Here is an 18,574-nt window from a genome sequence, read left to right on the forward strand (position 1 = left end):
TCAAGGAACGTAAATATCTTGGATTACAAAATCAAAACTTTTATTTTTTTTAAAAACTTTTACATGCAATATTAAATCACTGCAGCCTGCTTGTTCCGTGGATAGCTCTACAATGACATCCCAGCATGACTCCAACCATCAAGATGGTGGAGCTTCCCAAGTCTCTTCAGGTAACTGATAAGTATTTCACCATAATCCAAAATATGAACAGCTGAAGTCAGTAGACTCTTATTTGATGTTGATGCTTCAACAAAAATACCGTCATGACTGCAACTGCAGAAACGGTCCCGCAAAATTAAGGCTAAAAGTACGAGCGGCCTTGTTCAATTCAACGTCTTTTTTTAAGCTTATAAATACTCAGAAGCTTCCAAACGCGCCACACCGACCGGCAAGCCCAGCAGATAGCCCTGCAGCTGCTGGCAGCCCAACCGGGTCAAAATTTCTGCCTGCAATGGCGTTTCAATCCCCTCTGCCGTCACCACCAGCCCCAATTTAATCGCCAGCTTAATAATGCTTTCCAAAATCATTTCTTCTTTGGAATTCGGCGTTAAATCGCTGATAAATTCTTTGTCAATTTTCAGCTCATCCACCGGCAGATTTTTAAGATACAAGAAACTGGAGTGCCCTGTGCCGAAGTCATCAATGGCCAGCTTAATGCCCATTTGGCGCAAACGCTCCAAGGTGCGGATGCTGCTGTCGATATGATGCATCGCCGTCGACTCAGTAATTTCAATCATCAAATAGCTTGGATCGACCTGATACTTTTCCAGCAGTTCGTCCAAGGTGGAAAACAGATGCTTATGCTCAAACTGAATCGCAGATAAATTGACCGAAATCGGCAAAAATTGCGGATGGCTGACTTCCCAAATTTTGATCTGCCTGCACGCCTCTTCCAGCGCCCAATAACCCATGCGGATAATCAAACCGGTTTTTTCCGCCCCGCGGATAAACATATTCGGCGTGAGCAGGCCTAAAGTCGGATGCTTCCAGCGAATCAAGGCTTCCACACCGCAAATGCCCCGCTCACAGGCTTTGAATTTAGGCTGATAAAAGAGCACAAACTGCTGGTCTTCGACTGCTTTATACAGATCGTTAATCAGCTTGGTTTGGCTTTTCGCCTCGTTTTGATCTGCGCTGAAGCAGAACACAGAATACGTGTTTCGCCCCTGATCTTTAGAGGTCAGCATGGCGGCATCGGCATTAATCAACAGATCCTGCAAGTTGCTGCCATGTTCCGGATACATCGCGATGCCGATACTGCCGGAAATATTGATTTCTTTTCCCGCGATGAGGAAACTGTCCTGAATTAATTCTAAAATTTTATCCGCAACAACAGATGCCTGCTCTGTAGTTGCATTTTCCAGCACCATTAAAAACTCATCGCCGCCAATACGCAGCAATTTAGAATGGTCATCCAAAAGGCGGTGCAGGCGGTTAGACAGCTGGATCAGCAGCTGATCGCCGACATGATGCCCAAATACGTCATTCACCGCTTTAAAGCGGTCTAAATCGATGTACAAAAATGCAATTTGATCTTTTTGATAGCGGAAATCGGTAAATAGAAAATGTGCATATTCTGCAAGGAACAGCCGGTTCGGCAATTTAGTCAAATTGTCCTGCACCGCCAAATTGGCCAGTTCCCGATTGGCTTTCGTCAGCTGCCGGTTGCGCTCTTCCAAGCGGCGTTCCAGCATCGCCACACAAAAGGCCACTGCAAGCACCAGGCACGTCATAAACACGGCCGTTAACAGCTGCAGATCAAAGCCTTTCACCTGTACAATTTTGGCCGCAGCATCGACAGGAACAAAACTCATAGCGGCCATAGCGGTATAGTGCATCACCACAATGGTCATGGTTAAGGTAAAGGCAACGGCAAATTTCAGCGGTGTTTTAAAGCGCCTCGCATGCTTATTGCGGAAGGCCAATAAAAAGGTAATCCATGAACCGCCGATTGCAATCAAAATTGAACAAATGGCCAAAATCGGATCATAGCGGACGCCATAGCCTTGAATGTTCAAAGCCATCATGCCGGTGTAATGCATGCCTGAAATGCCCAGCCCCATCAGCATCGCGCCCAGCGTCAAACGGATTAACGGCAGGGTAAAGCGCGTGGTCAGCCAAACGGCAAAAACAGATGCGGCAAAAGCAATAACATAGGAAATCAAGGTTAAGCCGGTATCAAAAGACTGCGCGCCTGGCATGCTGCTGGCCATCATGGCAACAAAGTGCATGCACCAGATCGCTGCGCCTAAAAGCGCCCCGCTCAATGTCAAAATCAGCCATTCATGCTTGGGTCTTGATCCGCGGAATAAGATCTGTTCTAAAGAAATGGCAAAATAACATGCCAGCAATGCAACAATAGCAGAGCCCAATACAAGACTATAATCATAGTGTATATGCGTCATAAACAAGATTCCGCACAAGCCTTTAATGTTATTTTGTTCAATTTAAATGACCAGTATTTTTAAGTTGATTGCCTGAAAATAAAGAGAAAAAATGCCGGCAAAAAATAAAATAATCGACCTAGAATCTTATACTCTTCCGCTTTGGTCAAGCATTTCTTCGATGTTTTGCTATCGCTGATCATTTTTATAAGAAAATAGGCGGGCCCGCCGCCGGCCGCTCAGAAATCTTGCCGCGCTTCTGTATCATCCGGTAAATACGCGGCCTTTTTGCATCAGGACAATTCATCGTGCATAAAAAAACCAGCTGGCCGAAGCGCGCTGGTTTTTGCAAAACAGGAAAAATGGGTTAAGGCGCTGTTTTTGCGCTGCCTTGCAGTTTTGCATAGTCCAGCAATACTGCGGCGGCCTCATCCACAAACGCTTCGTCCTCCGGCAAGGCAGGACGCTGAGTGGCTTTCATTTTGGCACGGGATTCAACCAGCGCATCCATCGATGCCTGATAGCTTTCCCAATTGCTGTAAGGCTTTAAGCCTGTCGCTTTACGGCGGCCATTTTCAGCGGCCAGCGTTTTTTGCTCCATCTCCAGCAATTCCGCTTTGCGCTTTTGCAAATCCAGAACAATCTGCTTTTGATCATCGGCTTTTTTCGCTAAAGCAGTACGCGCTTCCAAAAACTTGAACTGCGGATCGAGGCTGACACGCTGCTGCGATGATTTCACCAAATCCGGAACGTAGTTTTGAATGGCCCCCTCACGCTTAAACGGCGCGGTCGGAATCGTATCCCACTTCAGCGCATTTTTGGCTTTGCGTTCGCCGAACTCTTCATTGTAGATATCCACCAGCTTAATGTCCGGCACCACGCCTTTGTTTTGCGTACTGCCGCCTGTTACGCGGTAGAACTTGCGCTGGGTTAAGGTCGCCTGGCCATAAGCCAAAGAATCCAGCTGTACTTGCGCTGTGCCTTTCCCTGTAGTGGTACTGCCAATCACAATCCCGCGCTCATAGTCCTGAATCGCGGCCGAATAAATTTCACTGGCTGATGCCGAGGCCAGATTGATCAGCACCGCCATTGGCCCTGCATAGGTTTGCGCGCCGCCATCATCATCTTCAAAGACGCTGACATTGCCATTGCCGTCACGGATCTGCACCACTGGACCAGATTTGATCACCTGCCCCAGCATGCGCGCGACTTCTTCCAATGAACCGCCTGGGTTATTGCGCAAATCGACAATAATGCCCTCTACATTTTGCGCAGCCAGCGATTTCAATGCTTTGTTGGTGTCTTCAGATACTGAACGGTACTCCGCCCCTTCACGGCGCGCACGGTAGTTCAAATAGAACGATGGAATTTCGATCACGCCGAACTTATGCTTTTTGCCGTCACGTTCAATTTCCACGGTGCGCGAACGCACGCCCGCATCTTCTTCCTGAATCACATCACGGACAATGGTGACATTGCGCGCTTGGCTCATGGATGCGCCAGCGCCCAGTAAACGCAAGGTGACTTTGGTGCCTCGCTTGCCGCGGATGAGGCCAACAATTTCATTGCTCGGCCAGCCGATGACATCCACCATCTTATCGCCGTCTTGCGCCACGCCGATAATGCGGTCACCCGCTTTGACCTGACCGGACTTGCTGGCGGGGCCGCCTTCGACGATGGTTTCAATTTTGGTGTAGTCTTCATTGCCGCGGTCTGGGCGGATCGACACCCCAACCCCTTCCAGCTGCAGCGTGGTTTGACGGTTCAACTCCATCGCATCCACAGGCGGGAAATAGTTGCTGTGCGGATCATAGGTCAGCATCATCGCATTCAGGGTTTTATCCAGCACATCATCGCTTTTCAGACGGCTGACGCGTTCCAGCTGACGGCTAAAGCGCTTGGTCAGCGTCTGAACTGGCGTTAAGTCTTCCGGACCGGTCAGGTCTTGGCCATTGGCCAATTCCGGATTGTCCTTCAGGGCTTTTTGCTTCGCCTGATCTTCTTCTTTGCTAATGGTCAGGTTAATCAGCTGCGACACCAGCATTTTATTCCAATGCGCGCGCTGTTCAGCTTCGGACTTAAAGAACGGCGCTTTTTCACGATCCGTTTCAATATAAGTATTCGGCTGATTTAAATTTTGCGGCTTTTTTAGCTCGCTCAGCATAAAGCTGTAGAACTGCTTCAGACGCGCACGGTATTGCGCATGAATTTCATACGGGCCGCTCAAGTTGCCCGCTTTCAGATTCGCGCCGAAGCTTGCACCAAAACGCTTCTTATAATCCGCCACTTCAGAAGCCAAGAACAGCGTATGCTCTGGATCTAAGCTATCAATATAAAAATCCAGGATGCGGTTGGAGGTATTGGCATCCAAGCGCTGATTTAAATAATGCTGACGATCGACCAAGGTTGCCAACTGACGGGAAACCAAAGCTTGTTCTTGCGAGGGCTGAATCGCTGTTGAGGCTGCTGCATTGCTTTCGGCAGCAATTGCTTCATTTACAACATGAGTAAAAAATAAACCGCCTGTTGCTAAGGCAACAGCGCAAGCTAGAGTTTGAAGTTTCATAAATATGTCGTACTTCCTTGGTTCGCTAACCAAAATGCCGTGTCATTTTCCGACTTGAACTGAGTATTTTCAAAATCTTAAATGACTTAATCTGTTTATGTCGTGTAGTTTTATCATAATCTGTGCTGACAAAGTGTAGCAAAACATTGCAGAATTCAGGTATTGTTTTTCCTTAAAAATTCCAACACGGACCCTCAATATGATTGGCGCATTAATGCTCGACATTGCTGGCACAGAACTTACTCAAGAAGATATTGAACTATTGCAGGCTCCGCAAGTCGGCGGGATGATTTTATTTGGCCGAAATATCGAATCGCCTGAGCAAGTCCGCGCTTTGACCGATCATATGCGTCAAGTTCGTCCTGACATCTTGATTGCCGTTGATCAGGAAGGCGGCCGCGTGCAGCGCTTAAAAAACGGCTTCACCCTGCTGCCGGCTATGGGCAAGTTTGGCGAACTTTACTTAAGCCAACCTGAAAAAGCGCTGGAGCTGGCTGAACAATGCGGCTGGCTGATGGCGGCTGAAGTGCTGGCGGTCGGCATTGATTTCAGCTTTGCGCCCGTGCTGGATCTCAATGACATCAGCGATGTGATCGGCGACCGCAGCTTTGCCCAAAATATGCAGGATATTGTGCCGCTAGCCAGCGCTTTCCTTCAAGGCATGAAACGCGCAGGCATGGCGTCTACCGGCAAGCACTTCCCAGGCCACGGTTCTGTCAAAGCAGACTCGCATGTTGCGGCTGCGGTAGATTCGCGCAGTTACGATGAAATTTATCAAAAAGACATGCAAAGCTTTATTCAGCTGATGCCGCAGCTGGATGCCCTGATGCCTGCACATGTCATTTACGATCAGATTGATCCAAATCCGGCAGGTTTCTCTCCCTATTGGCTTCAGCAGGTGCTGCGCAAAGAATTGAAGTTTGACGGCGTCTTGTTCTCCGATGACCTCAGCATGCAGGCGGCCTGCGTTGCAGGCGGTGCGGATGCGCGCATTCAAGCAGCTTTAAATGCCGGCTGCGATATGGGCCTGGTCTGCAATAACCGTGAGTCCGCCTGCACCGCTTTGGCAGGCATTGCCGATTTGCCGATGCCGAACCAGCAGCGTCTGGAACGCATGCGCGGTCAGATCCCTGCGTTAAAAGTGGGACAGCAGCTGGATTTAGGTCAAAACTGGGCGCATACCCGTGACCGCATTTTGGACTTTAAAAGCCAATTCAGCGCTTAAAATATTTCCAATAAAAATGATAAAAGGAACACGACAGCGTGTTCCTTTTTGATTATGATGATAAAAACAGCAGATTCACTGCAGCAAAACGAAAATTAAAAGAATATCCAAGGTTTAGTTGTTATGACCCAAAATCTATCCGAACATCGGCATATTTCATTTACTGCGCATTATACCGGCTATATCTGGTACAGCATGGGCATTTCACACCCCGTTTTTGCGACAGCCAAAGGCAAGTTCTTAGCGAAAATTCTGCATCCGCTCGAAAGCTGGGCAGAAAAGCATGTCGGCGGCAGCATGCGCACCACCTTAAAGCAGCGCCACAGTATGATTGACCGGCAGCTGACAGCACTCATTCAGCAGCATCCTGATCTGCAAATTTTAGAGATCGCCTGCGGCCTATCGCCGCGCAGCTGGAATTTCCGGCAAAAATTCCCGCAGATTGATTACCGTGAATTGGACTTGCCGGATATGGCCGCCATAAAAACCCGCGCTTTGCTGGAACTGGATGCCCAATCCCCCGAAGTGCTCACCGCAGATATTTTCACAGAAGACTTTGAAAAGATTTTTCAGCGCTTTGATTCAAGCCGCCCGCTGGCCATTATCAGTGAGGGGCTGATTAATTACTTTGATAAAACCTTGCTGAATCAGCTGCTGCAAGGCATGACAGAATACGGGCAGGAGTTTTCAGAGCTGCATTATCTGACGGACATTTATCCAGAACCGGTCCAAAACAAATTGGCCAGCTTTATTTGGACCTGCAGCAAACTGCTGAAAATCATGTCACGCAGCTCGTTTACTTTTCATTTTATCAACCCACTGGAAGTGCAGACTTTTTTCAGCAATACCGGCTTTAATCAAGTGGATGTCCTGCAGCCAGCCGCCTTTTTTCAGGACGCAGCCGAAAGCAATCTGATTGCCTTCAAAAATCCGGAAGAACATGGCGGTGATCTGGTTTGGGTGATTCATGCCGTGCTAAAAAAACAGCGTTCATAACGCTGTTCTTTTTACACCAAAAGTTATTTTTCAGACCGCTTTCTGCATATGGTTTTGCGCTTTTTGCCATTTGACAAAATTCAGCAGTCGCTCTGCAACCTCGAAACTGCCATGCTTAAATAAAGCGCGCAATTGCGAACCGGAGCTTTCAAAAATCAGGCATTCAATTTTAAACTCGCCGGCTTCATCCTGCAGATGCAAGGCCAAATCACGCGGATATTGCATCGCCAGCTCTGCAGCGGCGCTGTCCTGCAGGTTCAGCAGCAGGCCAAAATAGTTTAAATCTGCAATTTCAACCTTCAATGTCAAATCTGAATGGCGGTGCGTCAGCTGCGTAAAAGGCTGCTGCACTTCAATGCGCTCTTCGCCGCGGCGGTCTATCTGCGCCATCTGTTCACGGCTCATCGGCAAAATGCCGTCCAAATTCTGAATGGATTCTCCCCGCAGATAAGTGGCAAACAGATTCATGGTTTCTTTGCGGCGCTGCAGCTGCGGCACATGGTCAGCATTGGCAATCATCGCGAACTGCATATTCGGGCATTGCAAAGCAAAGTTGGCATTTTCATGCGGCAAGGTAAAGCTGTCATATTGACCGCATGCCACCAGCACATCGCATTCTGGAACCGGCACATCGGTCAGGCGCAGCAGGCGGTTGCAGTTGATGTCATAGCGTTCCAGCTCGGTTCCGGCAAATTCCGCCATTTGGCGGAAGAATAGGCGCTTTGCGGTCGGCGACATGCGGGTCACGTCCATTTTGGCATGATTGACCAAATACAGAATCACCGCTTGGCCAAATTCTTCCATGCGCTGCTCGTTCATCAAGTACAGCGATTCTTCCAGCAGCATGCGCCAGCTCTTGCGGGTTTTCTGCATCACGCCCATCAAAATCATGCGCTCCACCAGCTCCGGACGCTGATGCGCCAAGCAGGATGCCACCACTGAACCCAAAGACATGCCCAAGACAGCAACTTTCTGCATCCCGACCATATCCAGCCAAGTGCCCAACATGCCGGCTAAGTCCTCCAGTTCCAAAGTTCCTGCGGAAAGGCCGCTGTCTACATTGGTAATTTGCTGGTTGGCGCCCATCGACGGCAGATCAATGAGAATGATGGGCCCCGCCGCAAACAGCTGTTCGACACAATATTTGTAGGAATTGAAATTCTGGAATGCCCCGCCAATGATCACCATGGGCGTCATATGCATGGTTTCCGGCCGAGCAATCGCCATGTACTCAACTTTCCAGCCATCGATCCATGTCGTTCGCGCGGGCTGCTTAAAGCTGTCCCGATCATATAAGTCAAAAAAATTGCACTGCATGCTTTCTGCGTGTACACCCGAGTCCATTTGGATAATGGAATTCATATCCTTTCCTCCATTCCTGCCTTATTTTTATTGTGCAGGAAATTAATGAGAGCGGCTTGCGGCAAGCGTCCTGCTCTTTTGTCTTTATTTGTATGACTTCAATGTCAGTATCGTTTCATTCTATACAGGAGATGATTTTACACGCAACTGCAATTGCCGCCGCTCATCCGCTTTCTGCATCAAAACAATTTCAAAATGTGAATGCGCTGTTCAAATAAGACCTAAATATCAGTGCAAAAGCTTCATTGTCCGCTGCGAGGCTGTTAATATCAGATGGAAATTTCTAAGTGATCAACCGCTATGCAACAGTCTATTGAACAATACATGCAAACGGTAGGACAGCAGGCGCGCCAAGCATCTCGCGTGTTAGCCAGTGCTTCTACTGAATCCAAAAACAATGCGCTTTCCGCAATTTATACGGCTTTGCAAAACAGTGAAGCGGCGATTTTGGCGGCCAATCAAATCGATATGGACAAAGCGCACAGCAATAATCTGGACAGCGCGCTGCTTGATCGCTTAGAACTGACTCCCGCACGCTTCAAAGGCATGCTGCAAGGCTTAAAAGATGTCATCGGCCTGACTGACCCCATCGGTGAAATTACCGATATGGCTTACCGCCCATCCGGCATTCAGCTCGGCAAAATGCGCGTTCCGCTGGGTGTGGTCGGCATGATTTATGAATCCCGTCCGAATGTCACGCTGGAAGCTGCTTCTTTGGCGCTGAAATCCGGCAATGCCATTATTCTGCGCGGCGGTTCAGAAGCATTGGCATCGAATCAAGCCATTGCGGCAGCCATTCAGCATGGTTTGAAAGCTTCCGGCTTGCCTGAAAATTCGGTACAGGTCATTAACACCACGGACCGCACTGCAGTCGGCTTGCTGATCACCATGCCTGAATATGTAGATGTGATTGTGCCCCGCGGCGGCAAAAGCCTGATCGAACGCATTACAGAAGAAGCGCGTGTTCCGGTGATCAAGCATTTGGATGGCAACTGCCATGTCTATGTTGAGGCGCAGGCGGATTTGCAAAAAGCGCTGCCGATCGCCCTGAATGCCAAGACTCACCGTTATGGCGTCTGCAATGCCATGGAAACCCTGCTGGTTGATGAAAAAGTGGCGGAAGAATTCCTGCCGAACATTGCCGAACTGTATGCCGAAAAACAGGTTGAATTGCGCGGCTGCGCTGAAACCCGCCGCATTTTGGGCGGACATGTGGTCACTGCCACAGAAGAAGACTGGTATGCCGAATATCTTGGCCCTATTTTAGCGGTTAAAGTGGTCAGCGGCATTGATGAGGCAATTGATCATATCAATACATACGGTTCACACCATACCGACGCCATCATTACTGAAAACTTCAGCCTGGCGCGCAAATTCCTCGCTGCGGTCGATTCAAGCTCGGTGATGATCAATGCCTCAACCCGTTTCGCGGACGGCTTTGAATATGGCTTAGGTGCGGAAATCGGCATTTCTACCGATAAAATCCATGCCCGCGGCCCAGTCGGCTTAGAAGGTTTGACCTCGCAAAAATGGGTGGTGTTTGGCGACGGTCAAATCCGTCAGTAAGCTGTTCGCTCCAAATTAAATAAAGCCCCGTTTACGGGGCTTTATTTTTGCCTGCCGGTGATCGGCAGAAAACAAATTTGCAGCACAATAAGCATGCAAATCCTGCTTCAATTAAAACGTAAATTTTGCAGTGCTGATGCGGCAGGAAGATTTATTTCCGGTCAATGCTTGATCGATTTGACTGTTTTTTAGCGCTATTGTGACATGAGGCATGAGAAAAAATAGCAATGGAACAGTCTCAAAAATGCTGAATTTTTAGGCTTTTTATGCGTAATTTCAGCATTTTTGGACAATACCGGCGCGGTATAAAGCGGCACGTTTTGCCTGCATGGCTCGATGCGTGTTTAAAATGAAGAAGAAAATCCATATTTTTTTTATGGTTTTCATAGCAATGCGAAACTTACATGTTATGTTCAATATTATTAACGCAAAGCATTTGATCCAGCAGGACTATTTTATTAATAAATGAAAAATATCAGCTGATAAATTTTAATTATTATTGAAAACTGGGTCGATAATGCTTAAGTCTAATCTCCTAAAGTCTATCTAGGATGGAAAAACAACCCATGTTAAAACATCATTACTGATCTAAATTGCACCAATAAAGCACTGCGTTCGGATCATGTCATGGATAAGTACTTTAATTAGAATTCGGGTAAAAAAACGTGTCTACATCAGTATTAGTAATTAACTGCGGTTCATCTTCAATTAAATATGCGTTGGTTTCTGAGCGTCGTGAAGACCGTATTTTCGGCTTGGCTGAAAACTTAGGCTCACCGGAAGCCCGAATTAAAGGCATCACGACAGGCGGCGCGCCATTAGAGCTGGCTATTCCTGACGCTGACCATGAAAAAGCATTAGAAATTATTTTAGAACGCTTATCGCATCATAATCCGCAAGCGATCGGCCACCGCGTTGTACACGGCGGCACATTAACCAAAGCGGAATTGCTGACACCTGAAATTATTGAGCGCATCCGCGAAGCGACACCGCTGGCGCCGCTGCACAATCCAGCTCACCTGGTCGGCATTGAAGCGACCATGCGCCTCTTCCCGCAATTGCCGCAAGTGGCTGTATTTGATACGGCATTCCATCAAACCATGCCGTCACATGCCTACCGCTATGCATTGCCGAAATTCCTGTACACCATGCACAACGTGCGCCGTTACGGCTTCCACGGCACCAGCCATGCTTATGTTTCTGAACGCGGTTCAGAACTGGCGGGCAGCTTCAAGCAAGGCGGCTGGTTGACAGCTCACCTTGGCAACGGCAGCTCAACTTGCGCTATTTGGAACGGCCAATCAGTCGATACCTCTATGGGCCTGACGCCGCTGGAAGGCGTGGTGATGGGTACGCGCAGCGGTGATGTAGACCCAAGCATTCACAGCTTCCTTGCATCAAACTTAGGCTGGGACATCTACAAAATCGACAAAATGCTGAACAGCCAATCTGGCCTGTTAGGTTTATCTGATTTGTCTAATGACATGCGCACACTGATTGAAGCGTCTGAGCAAGGCAATGAAGATGCAGCATTGGCGATTGAAGTATTCTGCTACCGCTTGGCTAAATCCTTAGCGGCGCTCAGCTGCGGCCTGCCGCGCATTGACGGCTTGTTCTTCACCGGCGGCATCGGTGAAAACTCGGCATTGATCCGTGAAAAAACCTTGGCTTACTTGCCGCACTTTGGCTTCAACTTGAGCAAAGACAAAAACGACAGCTTGAAACGCGGTACTGAAGGCCGTATTGACGCTGGCGCAGGTCCGCAAATCTGGGTTGTGCCGACTGACGAAGAAGGCCGTATCGCCAAAGAAACTCAGCATGTGGTCGAGCAAGAGGCCGACACAGCAAAAAAGTCTGAAGCGGAAGAAGAAGCGGTTGCTTAAGCAGCCGCTTCCAGCACGCTGTCGAGTTCAATATTTTATTTTTTAATTTAGATGCATTATGAAAACAATCTTACTCGTGCCAACTGGGGAAAGCGTCGGTTTAACCTCTGCATGCTTGGGCTTAATTTATGCGCTGGAATGCCAAGGCATTAAAGCCGGCTTTCTCAAGCCATTTTCACAAGAAGCGCAGTCTCCAGCGGACCGCACCACAGCTTTATGCCGTCATTTATTCAACAATGAAACCGTTGAGCCGATCAGCCATGCTGCGGTCGTCCGCCGTTTAAGCCGTGATGAAAATGACGAGCTGCTGGAAGATGCTGTCCGCCTGCACCGTGAAATTGCGAAAAAGCACGATCTGATTATTGTCGAAGGTCTGGTGCCGACCAGCCGCGATGCCTTTGCGTCTGAGCTCAATGCTGACCTTGCTAAAGCGCTGGACGCCAAAGTGCTGATCATCAGCACGGCAGATATCCGCAGCCCTGAAGCCGCCGTTGAAAAAATTGAAGCTCAGCTGCGTAATTTTGGCGGCGCCGGCAACGAGCGCACTGCTGGCGTATTGTTCATGCGCACCAAAGGCCTGCCGGATGGATCTGCGCAAGTGCCTGTGACCATGAACCCGAGCCTGCGCTTAATCAGCGACAGCAATCAATTCTCAGCGCAGCTGCAAAAGCAAAATGCGCAGCTGGGTTCTGAAAACTTCCCGGTCATTGGCTTAGTGCCTTTCAGCAACACCCTCAGTGTGCCGCGCATGTCCGATTTGGCCGCGCATATTTCCGCGCACTGGATCAATGAAGGCGAAGCCAAACAGCGCCGCGTCCTGCACAGCAGCCTGATTGCGTCAAACATTGAACACGAACTGCATAAATTTGTGGCCGGCGAGCTGATCATCAGCGCATCAGACCGCATTGATGTACTGCTGGCCAGCAGCTTGGCCAGCAGCAATGGCATTCCGCTGGCAGGCTTGGTGCTGACTGAGCATCATCAGCCGAATGAACATGTTCTGGACTTCTGCCAGACTGCGATTAAGCAAGGTCTGCCAATTATCCACACCCCGCTCAGCACCTTTGAAACGGCGCAGGAACTGGCAAATCTCAGCAATGAAATTCCAGTAGACGATACCGAACGCGCAGAACAGGTGATCCGTTTTGTTTCCAGCCATATTGACCCGGAATGGATCACTCAGCTGATCAACGGTTCTCACAAGCCGCGCCTGTCGCCATCCGCATTCCGCCATGAGCTGGTGCAAAAATCAATTGCTGCAAAAAAACGCATTGTCCTGCCTGAAGGTGATGAGCCGCGCACCGTGCAAGCGGCAGCGATCTGCCAGTCACGCGGCATTGCGCAGTGCGTGCTGTTAGCCAAACCGGAAGCGGTGATTGAAGTCGCCAAAGCGCGCGGCATCGAACTGCCGTATGACTTGGAAGTTATTGATCCGGACCTGATCCGCGACAACTATGTGGAAAAAATGGTTGAGCTGCGCAAAGGCAAGATCAATGAACTGCAGGCGCGTGAACAGCTGCAGGACACGGTTGTTTTAGGCACCATGATGCTGGCTTTAGAGCAAGTTGACGGCTTGGTTTCAGGTGCAGTGCATACCACAGCCAATACCGTGCGCCCTGCGTTCCAGCTGATCAAAACAGCGCCGGATTACTCACTGGTTTCATCAGTATTCTTCATGCTGCTGCCGGACGAAGTCTATGTGTACGGCGACTGCGCCATCAATCCAGACCCAACAGCTGAACAGCTGGCGGAAATTGCGATTCAATCTGCAGACTCAGCCAAAGCCTTTGGCATTGATCCGCGCATTGCGATGATTTCCTACTCAACGGGCACTTCTGGCGCTGGCGCAGAAGTTGAAAAAGTGGCGGAAGCCACCCGCATTGCGCAGGAACGCCGTCCAGATCTATTGATTGACGGTCCATTGCAGTATGACGCGGCATCAGTCGAAAGTGTTGGCCGTTCTAAAGCGCCGAACTCAAAAGTTGCAGGCCGCGCCAATGTGTTCATTTTCCCAGATTTGAATACAGGCAACACCACCTATAAAGCGGTGCAGCGTTCTGCAGATGTCGTCAGCGTTGGCCCAATGCTGCAAGGCTTGAATAAGCCGGTGAATGACTTGTCGCGCGGCGCTTTAGTGGACGATATTGTGTTCACTATTGCCCTGACAGCAATCCAGTCTGAACAGCAGGCTGCACAATAATTTAAAGCCAGCATTTTACAGTTGATACTCAGCGCCATCCAATCGTGAGATTGGGTGGTTTTTTTTATAAAAAACAGATCCATCAAATCAATACCAAATAAAAATTACGTTATTTTTCATTAATTTTCCAACTGTCATCATGCGGTCAATTATACGGCTTATTGTGAGCCCGCTTTTAATTTATTCCATACATGACTTCACAATGAAAAATGCCCCTCCTTTAATGAAATTATTGATCCCCGCTCTGGTTTTTACCTGCGTCAACAGCGCCTCTTTTGCTGCAGAGAACGCCTATCTGACGCCATTTCAGGCGCCAAACAGCCTGGAAATCCTGCCTGAACCGCCGCAGGCGGACAGCGCAAGCTTTGCAAGAGATCAGGCAATCTTCAAGCAAATGCGCCAGGACAAAAATGAACAGCGCTGGAAACAGGCCATAATTGATGCAGATGTTTCCAATGAGCATTTAGGCCGGCCCTTTTCTGAGGCTTTTGGTGTTGAAATTAATCAAAAAAATACCCCTGTGCTTTTTGAAATCTTAAAAAAGATTAAGCTGGACAGCCGGTATTCAACACAAACCGCCAAAAAGCATTACAGCCGCGAACGTCCATACGCGTTTTTCAATGTCCAGACCTGCACTCCGGATGAGGAAAATGCAAAGAACCAATTTGTCTCCTATCCATCCGGCCACACCACCATTGGCTGGACATATGCTTTGGTGCTGGCGCAGCTGCGTCCTGAACGCCAAAATGAGATTTTCAAACGCGGCATTGAATTCGGACAAAGCCGGGTCGTCTGCAATATGCATTGGCAAAGCGATGTCGATGCTGGCCGCCTGATGGGCGCAGCGCAATTTTCACGCCTGCAGGCGGATCCGCAATTTCAAGCGGATATGATCAAAGCCAAAACTGAAATTTACCGCTTAATCTCAAAAAATCACTAAGCACGGGCGGTTAACATCACCCTGCGCACTGGCCCACCGTATGGACGGCTGATCCACCGGATCAGCTTTATCTTCTTGCCATATATGCGTCTGCTTATTCCAGATAAAAATAAAGCGCTGAGATTGCTCCAAGCGCTTTATTTGACTCAGCATGGATATTGCTGCCGCCTCATTTCGAGGCAATCCGCTTGAGCTCCGGCTTACCATAGGCTACTTCAAAACTGGCGGCTGTCGTCATTTTTCCGCCGCGCTTTTCAACAAAATCCAGAACCTTTAAATCTGTGCGCATATAGTCTTTAAAAAAGTCCAAAGTCTGGTAGCCGCGCTGATCGTTAATGAATTGAATGTGCGGATTCAGCTTCAGCACATCTTCCTGCCCCGGACGAATCGGCTGGCCATTGCCGGTAGAGCTAATTGATGTGGTCAAAAATTCAGTGGCAATCGACGGGCTCTGATAGTCCTTCAAATCGCTTGGAATATTGGCCGCAAAGTATTGATGCAAATCGCCTGATAAAATCACGGTATTGCCGTGCGGCGCATTTTCCTTGATTGATTCGATCAAGCGCTCACGCGCATAAGGATAACCATTCCATGTGTCTTTGCCAAAATAGGCATTGCCTGATTTATTGTAGCGCACCCAAGGCATGACCTGAATCTGCTGCGCCAGCACATTCCAGCGTTTGTCATGGCGCATCTGCTTCGCCAGCCACTGCTCTTGCGCCTTGCCAAGAACTTGCTCATTTCGGCTGTTTTCCGTGCGGCAGTAATCCATTTGATCAAAACCGTCTTCCAGCTGAGCCTTGGTGCATAAAATGGGAGAACGGTACTGGCGCGTATCCAAAATATTCATCCGCAGCATTTTGCCGTAATCTAAAGTGCGGTAAGCGAGGATATCCGGGCCATTCGGCTTTTGCTGCAAGCGCACAGGCATGTATTCATACCAGGCTTGAAACGCTGCTGCACGGCGCAGCAGGAAAATGTCTTTCTTCGCCCCTTTTTCTTCAATATCCGCCGCCCAGTTGTTATCCACTTCATGATCATCAAAGGTGATCGCAAACGGCGCAGAAGCATGCGCCGCCTGCAAGTCCGGATCTGCCCGGTATTGCGCATAGCGGACGCGGTATTGCAGCAAGGTTTGAATTTCTGGCCCAATATGCTGGCGTGCAGGAATGGAAACGCGCAAGTCGCCGATTGCGCGGCCGCCGCCCTTGCCTTCAGGACCTTCATAGATGTAATCGCCATAATGGAAAACGATATCGATATCGTTTTCCTGGCTCAAATAATCATAAGCGGTGTAATAGCCGGTTTCATAATGCTGGCATCCCACCACGGCCACACGGATCTGATCAGGCATCTGATGGGCCGCCGGCGCTGATTTTGCTGTGCCGACTGGACTTTCATAACCAGCTAAACGGAAACGGTAATAATAGCGGGTCATTGGCGCTAGGCCGGCAACGTCTACATGCACGGTATGATGCAAATCCGGGTGCGCCTGCGCTTTGCCCGTTTTTACAATTTTTTTAAATTCAGCATCAGCTGCAACATCCCAATCAACCTCCACAGCTTCATTGGGCATGCCGCCATCAACAGACAGCGGGTAAGGCGCAATCCGCGTCCAGATCACAAAACCATCCGGCCAAGGCTCACCTGAAGCGACACCCAGCTGGAATGGGCTGATCGGAAACTTTGCACTGCCCCATGTGCGGACAGGACTGAGCCCGGAAAATAAAGCCAAAGAACCTGCGCCCGCCAAGCCTTTTAAAAACTGGCGGCGATTCGAATTAAAATTACTCATCATTTTTCTCTATGCAATTTGCGATGCGCCAGGCTTAAAAAAGCGGCAAAGTGTAAGTCATATAAATACGGGTCTGTTCTTGCTGCGTGCCGGTACTCTTCTTAAATTTGCCGTATTGCGCCGTAAATCCGAGGTTTTTAAATTTCCCTTCAGGCACTTTATAGCGCAAGGTATAATCAATTTCAGACTCGGTTGCGCAGCCGCATTTGCCGAAGTCACGGCCTTCGACTTTGAGGAATGAAATATTCAGCCCTTTCAGATACTGATCATTAAAATCATAGCGGTAGCCATACCAGGTCGATTTTTCCCCGGCGTTGGTAAAGTTCTGCAGCAAGCGGTTGGTGGGCAAATAAATAAACGTGCCATCCGCGCCGGTGCCTAAGCTGCCCTGATTCATATGCAGGAAATCACCATCATCACCGATTTGCTGCGCGCCGAATTGCAGCTGATGATTTTTGAATTTGTATTTAAAATCTACACTGGCGGTCTGGTTATCCACTTTAGCGCCGTAGCCTTCTTCACCGCGCTTATTGGCGCCTGTTGCCTGAGTATCAAATAGACGCAAGTCCGTATTGAAGCTCTGGTGTTCACTGAGCGGAAATTTATGCTTTACACCGACAAATTGCTGCACGTAGAAATCATCCAGCTCCCCCGCATAATACTGCAGCGTTAAATTTTTATTCGGCTTCCAGTCCGCACCGCCAAATAAGAAGCCGTCACTGGTTTCGGTTGCGCCTTTAATAGAGAGCTTCGAGGTGTCCTTTGATGCACGCGGAATCGCTTTCGTGACATAGCCGCCGGTCAGCGTCAGCCCTTTTACATCTTTAGAGGTCACTTGCCCGCCTAGATAGGCCGATTCAAGCAAGCGGGCGAAACTGCGGCTTAAAATCGGCAAATTCGGGCGCAGCTCACCCACACGCACATCAGTTTTCTGATAGCGCGCTTTGACGGTCGGAAATGCCCGTGTCCAGTAATTGACTGGCGCGCCGTCATCATCCAGCGGGAACATCAGCGAATTTTTGGCTTTATCTTGACTGCCGTCTAAACGGATGCCTACTGCCGCTGTCGCATCCAAACCAAAACCGACTGGACCTTCGGTAAAGCCCGATTGATAGCTCAATTCAATGCCCTGCCCCCAAACGGTCGAGTCTTTGTTGCTGGGCGCCTGATCTTGATCAAAATAATAATTTTTAAAGTCGATTTCAGCTTTGCTGTCTTGTATAAATTCTGCTTGTGCTGCCTGCATCGTCAGGATTGGGGCGAAAGCCATGCAGCAAAAGAGCGCTTTGTAATTCAACGTCTAACCTCTTAAGTCCTTGAGAAATCCAGCAACAACCTAAAGAAACTGTATGACAAAACACTTGCAGCTACATGACAATTATGTGAAAAATATAATATTTGTTAAATATAAACATTTGATAATATATAAATTTATCTAAAAATAATTCAGATAAAACTTTTGAAATCAGTGTTGATTCTTCAGACAAAAAGTATTAAATGCTGAAAACACAAAGACTTAAGCACCTGCAAATTTGAAGATTTGAAGATTTGAAGATTTGAAGATTTGAAGATTTGAAGATTTGAAGATTTGAAGATTTGAAGATTTGAAGATTTGAAGATTTGAAGATTTGAAGATTTGAAGATTTGAAGATTTGAA

At 48.6% G+C, this 18,574-nt stretch carries 11 protein-coding genes; 6 read left to right on the forward strand and 5 right to left on the reverse strand.

Annotated elements, in window-relative coordinates; genetic code table 11:
• Positions 1 to 347: 347 nt before the first annotated feature.
• Together ACE3T3_RS05380 and ACE3T3_RS05385 are read right to left on the reverse strand one after the other, a co-directional pair.
• A complete protein-coding gene (locus ACE3T3_RS05380; RefSeq protein ID WP_374664811.1) occupies positions 348 to 2,405 on the reverse strand; it encodes a putative bifunctional diguanylate cyclase/phosphodiesterase in 2,058 nt (685 codons plus the stop codon).
• A 346-nt stretch (positions 2,406 to 2,751) separates the two neighbouring features.
• Positions 2,752 to 4,950, reverse strand: coding sequence for a carboxy terminal-processing peptidase (locus ACE3T3_RS05385; RefSeq protein ID WP_374664813.1), 2,199 nt, complete (start codon positions 4,948 to 4,950; stop codon positions 2,752 to 2,754).
• Between the two features lie 199 nt (positions 4,951 to 5,149).
• Between ACE3T3_RS05385 and nagZ the strand changes: the two genes are divergently transcribed.
• Entirely contained in the window at positions 5,150 to 6,175 is a 1,026-nt protein-coding gene (gene nagZ / locus ACE3T3_RS05390; RefSeq protein WP_374664815.1) for a beta-N-acetylhexosaminidase, read from the forward strand.
• Between the two features lie 123 nt (positions 6,176 to 6,298).
• A complete protein-coding gene (locus ACE3T3_RS05395; protein ID WP_374664817.1) occupies positions 6,299 to 7,171 on the forward strand; it encodes a class I SAM-dependent methyltransferase in 873 nt (290 codons plus the stop codon).
• Positions 7,172 to 7,201: 30 nt separating this feature from the next.
• Here the strand turns inward: ACE3T3_RS05395 and ACE3T3_RS05400 are convergent, their stop codons facing one another.
• Positions 7,202 to 8,533 carry an alpha/beta fold hydrolase gene (locus ACE3T3_RS05400; RefSeq protein ID WP_374664819.1) on the reverse strand — a complete coding sequence of 444 codons (1,332 nt, stop codon included), beginning with the start codon at positions 8,531 to 8,533 and terminating at the stop codon, positions 7,202 to 7,204.
• Positions 8,534 to 8,833: 300 nt separating this feature from the next.
• Between ACE3T3_RS05400 and ACE3T3_RS05405 the strand changes: the two genes are divergently transcribed.
• The 4 genes from ACE3T3_RS05405 (at position 8,834) to ACE3T3_RS05420 (ending at position 15,122) form a co-directional block, all read left to right on the forward strand.
• Positions 8,834 to 10,099, forward strand: coding sequence for a glutamate-5-semialdehyde dehydrogenase (locus ACE3T3_RS05405; RefSeq protein ID WP_374664821.1), 1,266 nt, complete (start codon positions 8,834 to 8,836; stop codon positions 10,097 to 10,099).
• A gap of 665 nt (positions 10,100 to 10,764) precedes the next feature.
• Entirely contained in the window at positions 10,765 to 11,982 is a 1,218-nt protein-coding gene (locus ACE3T3_RS05410) for an acetate/propionate family kinase (protein WP_374664823.1), read from the forward strand.
• Between the two features lie 58 nt (positions 11,983 to 12,040).
• Positions 12,041 to 14,182, forward strand: coding sequence for a phosphate acetyltransferase (gene pta, locus ACE3T3_RS05415; protein WP_374664825.1), 2,142 nt, complete (start codon positions 12,041 to 12,043; stop codon positions 14,180 to 14,182).
• A gap of 202 nt (positions 14,183 to 14,384) precedes the next feature.
• Positions 14,385 to 15,122 (forward strand): phosphatase PAP2 family protein, encoded by a 738-nt coding sequence (locus ACE3T3_RS05420; RefSeq protein WP_374664827.1) that lies wholly within the window; start codon positions 14,385 to 14,387, stop codon positions 15,120 to 15,122.
• A 169-nt stretch (positions 15,123 to 15,291) separates the two neighbouring features.
• On the opposite strand, the gene ACE3T3_RS05425 is transcribed toward ACE3T3_RS05420, so the two are convergent.
• Positions 15,292 to 16,917: an alkaline phosphatase gene (locus tag ACE3T3_RS05425; protein ID WP_374664829.1), complete on the reverse strand. Its 1,626-nt coding sequence runs from the start codon at positions 16,915 to 16,917 to the stop codon at positions 15,292 to 15,294.
• Positions 16,918 to 16,951: 34 nt separating this feature from the next.
• Positions 16,952 to 18,187, reverse strand: coding sequence for an OprD family outer membrane porin (locus ACE3T3_RS05430; RefSeq protein ID WP_374664831.1), 1,236 nt, complete (start codon positions 18,185 to 18,187; stop codon positions 16,952 to 16,954).
• Positions 18,188 to 18,574 lie beyond the last annotated feature (387 nt).

It is taken from the genome of Acinetobacter sp., assembly GCF_041919735.1.
Taxonomy (GTDB): Bacteria; Pseudomonadota; Gammaproteobacteria; order Pseudomonadales; family Moraxellaceae; genus Acinetobacter.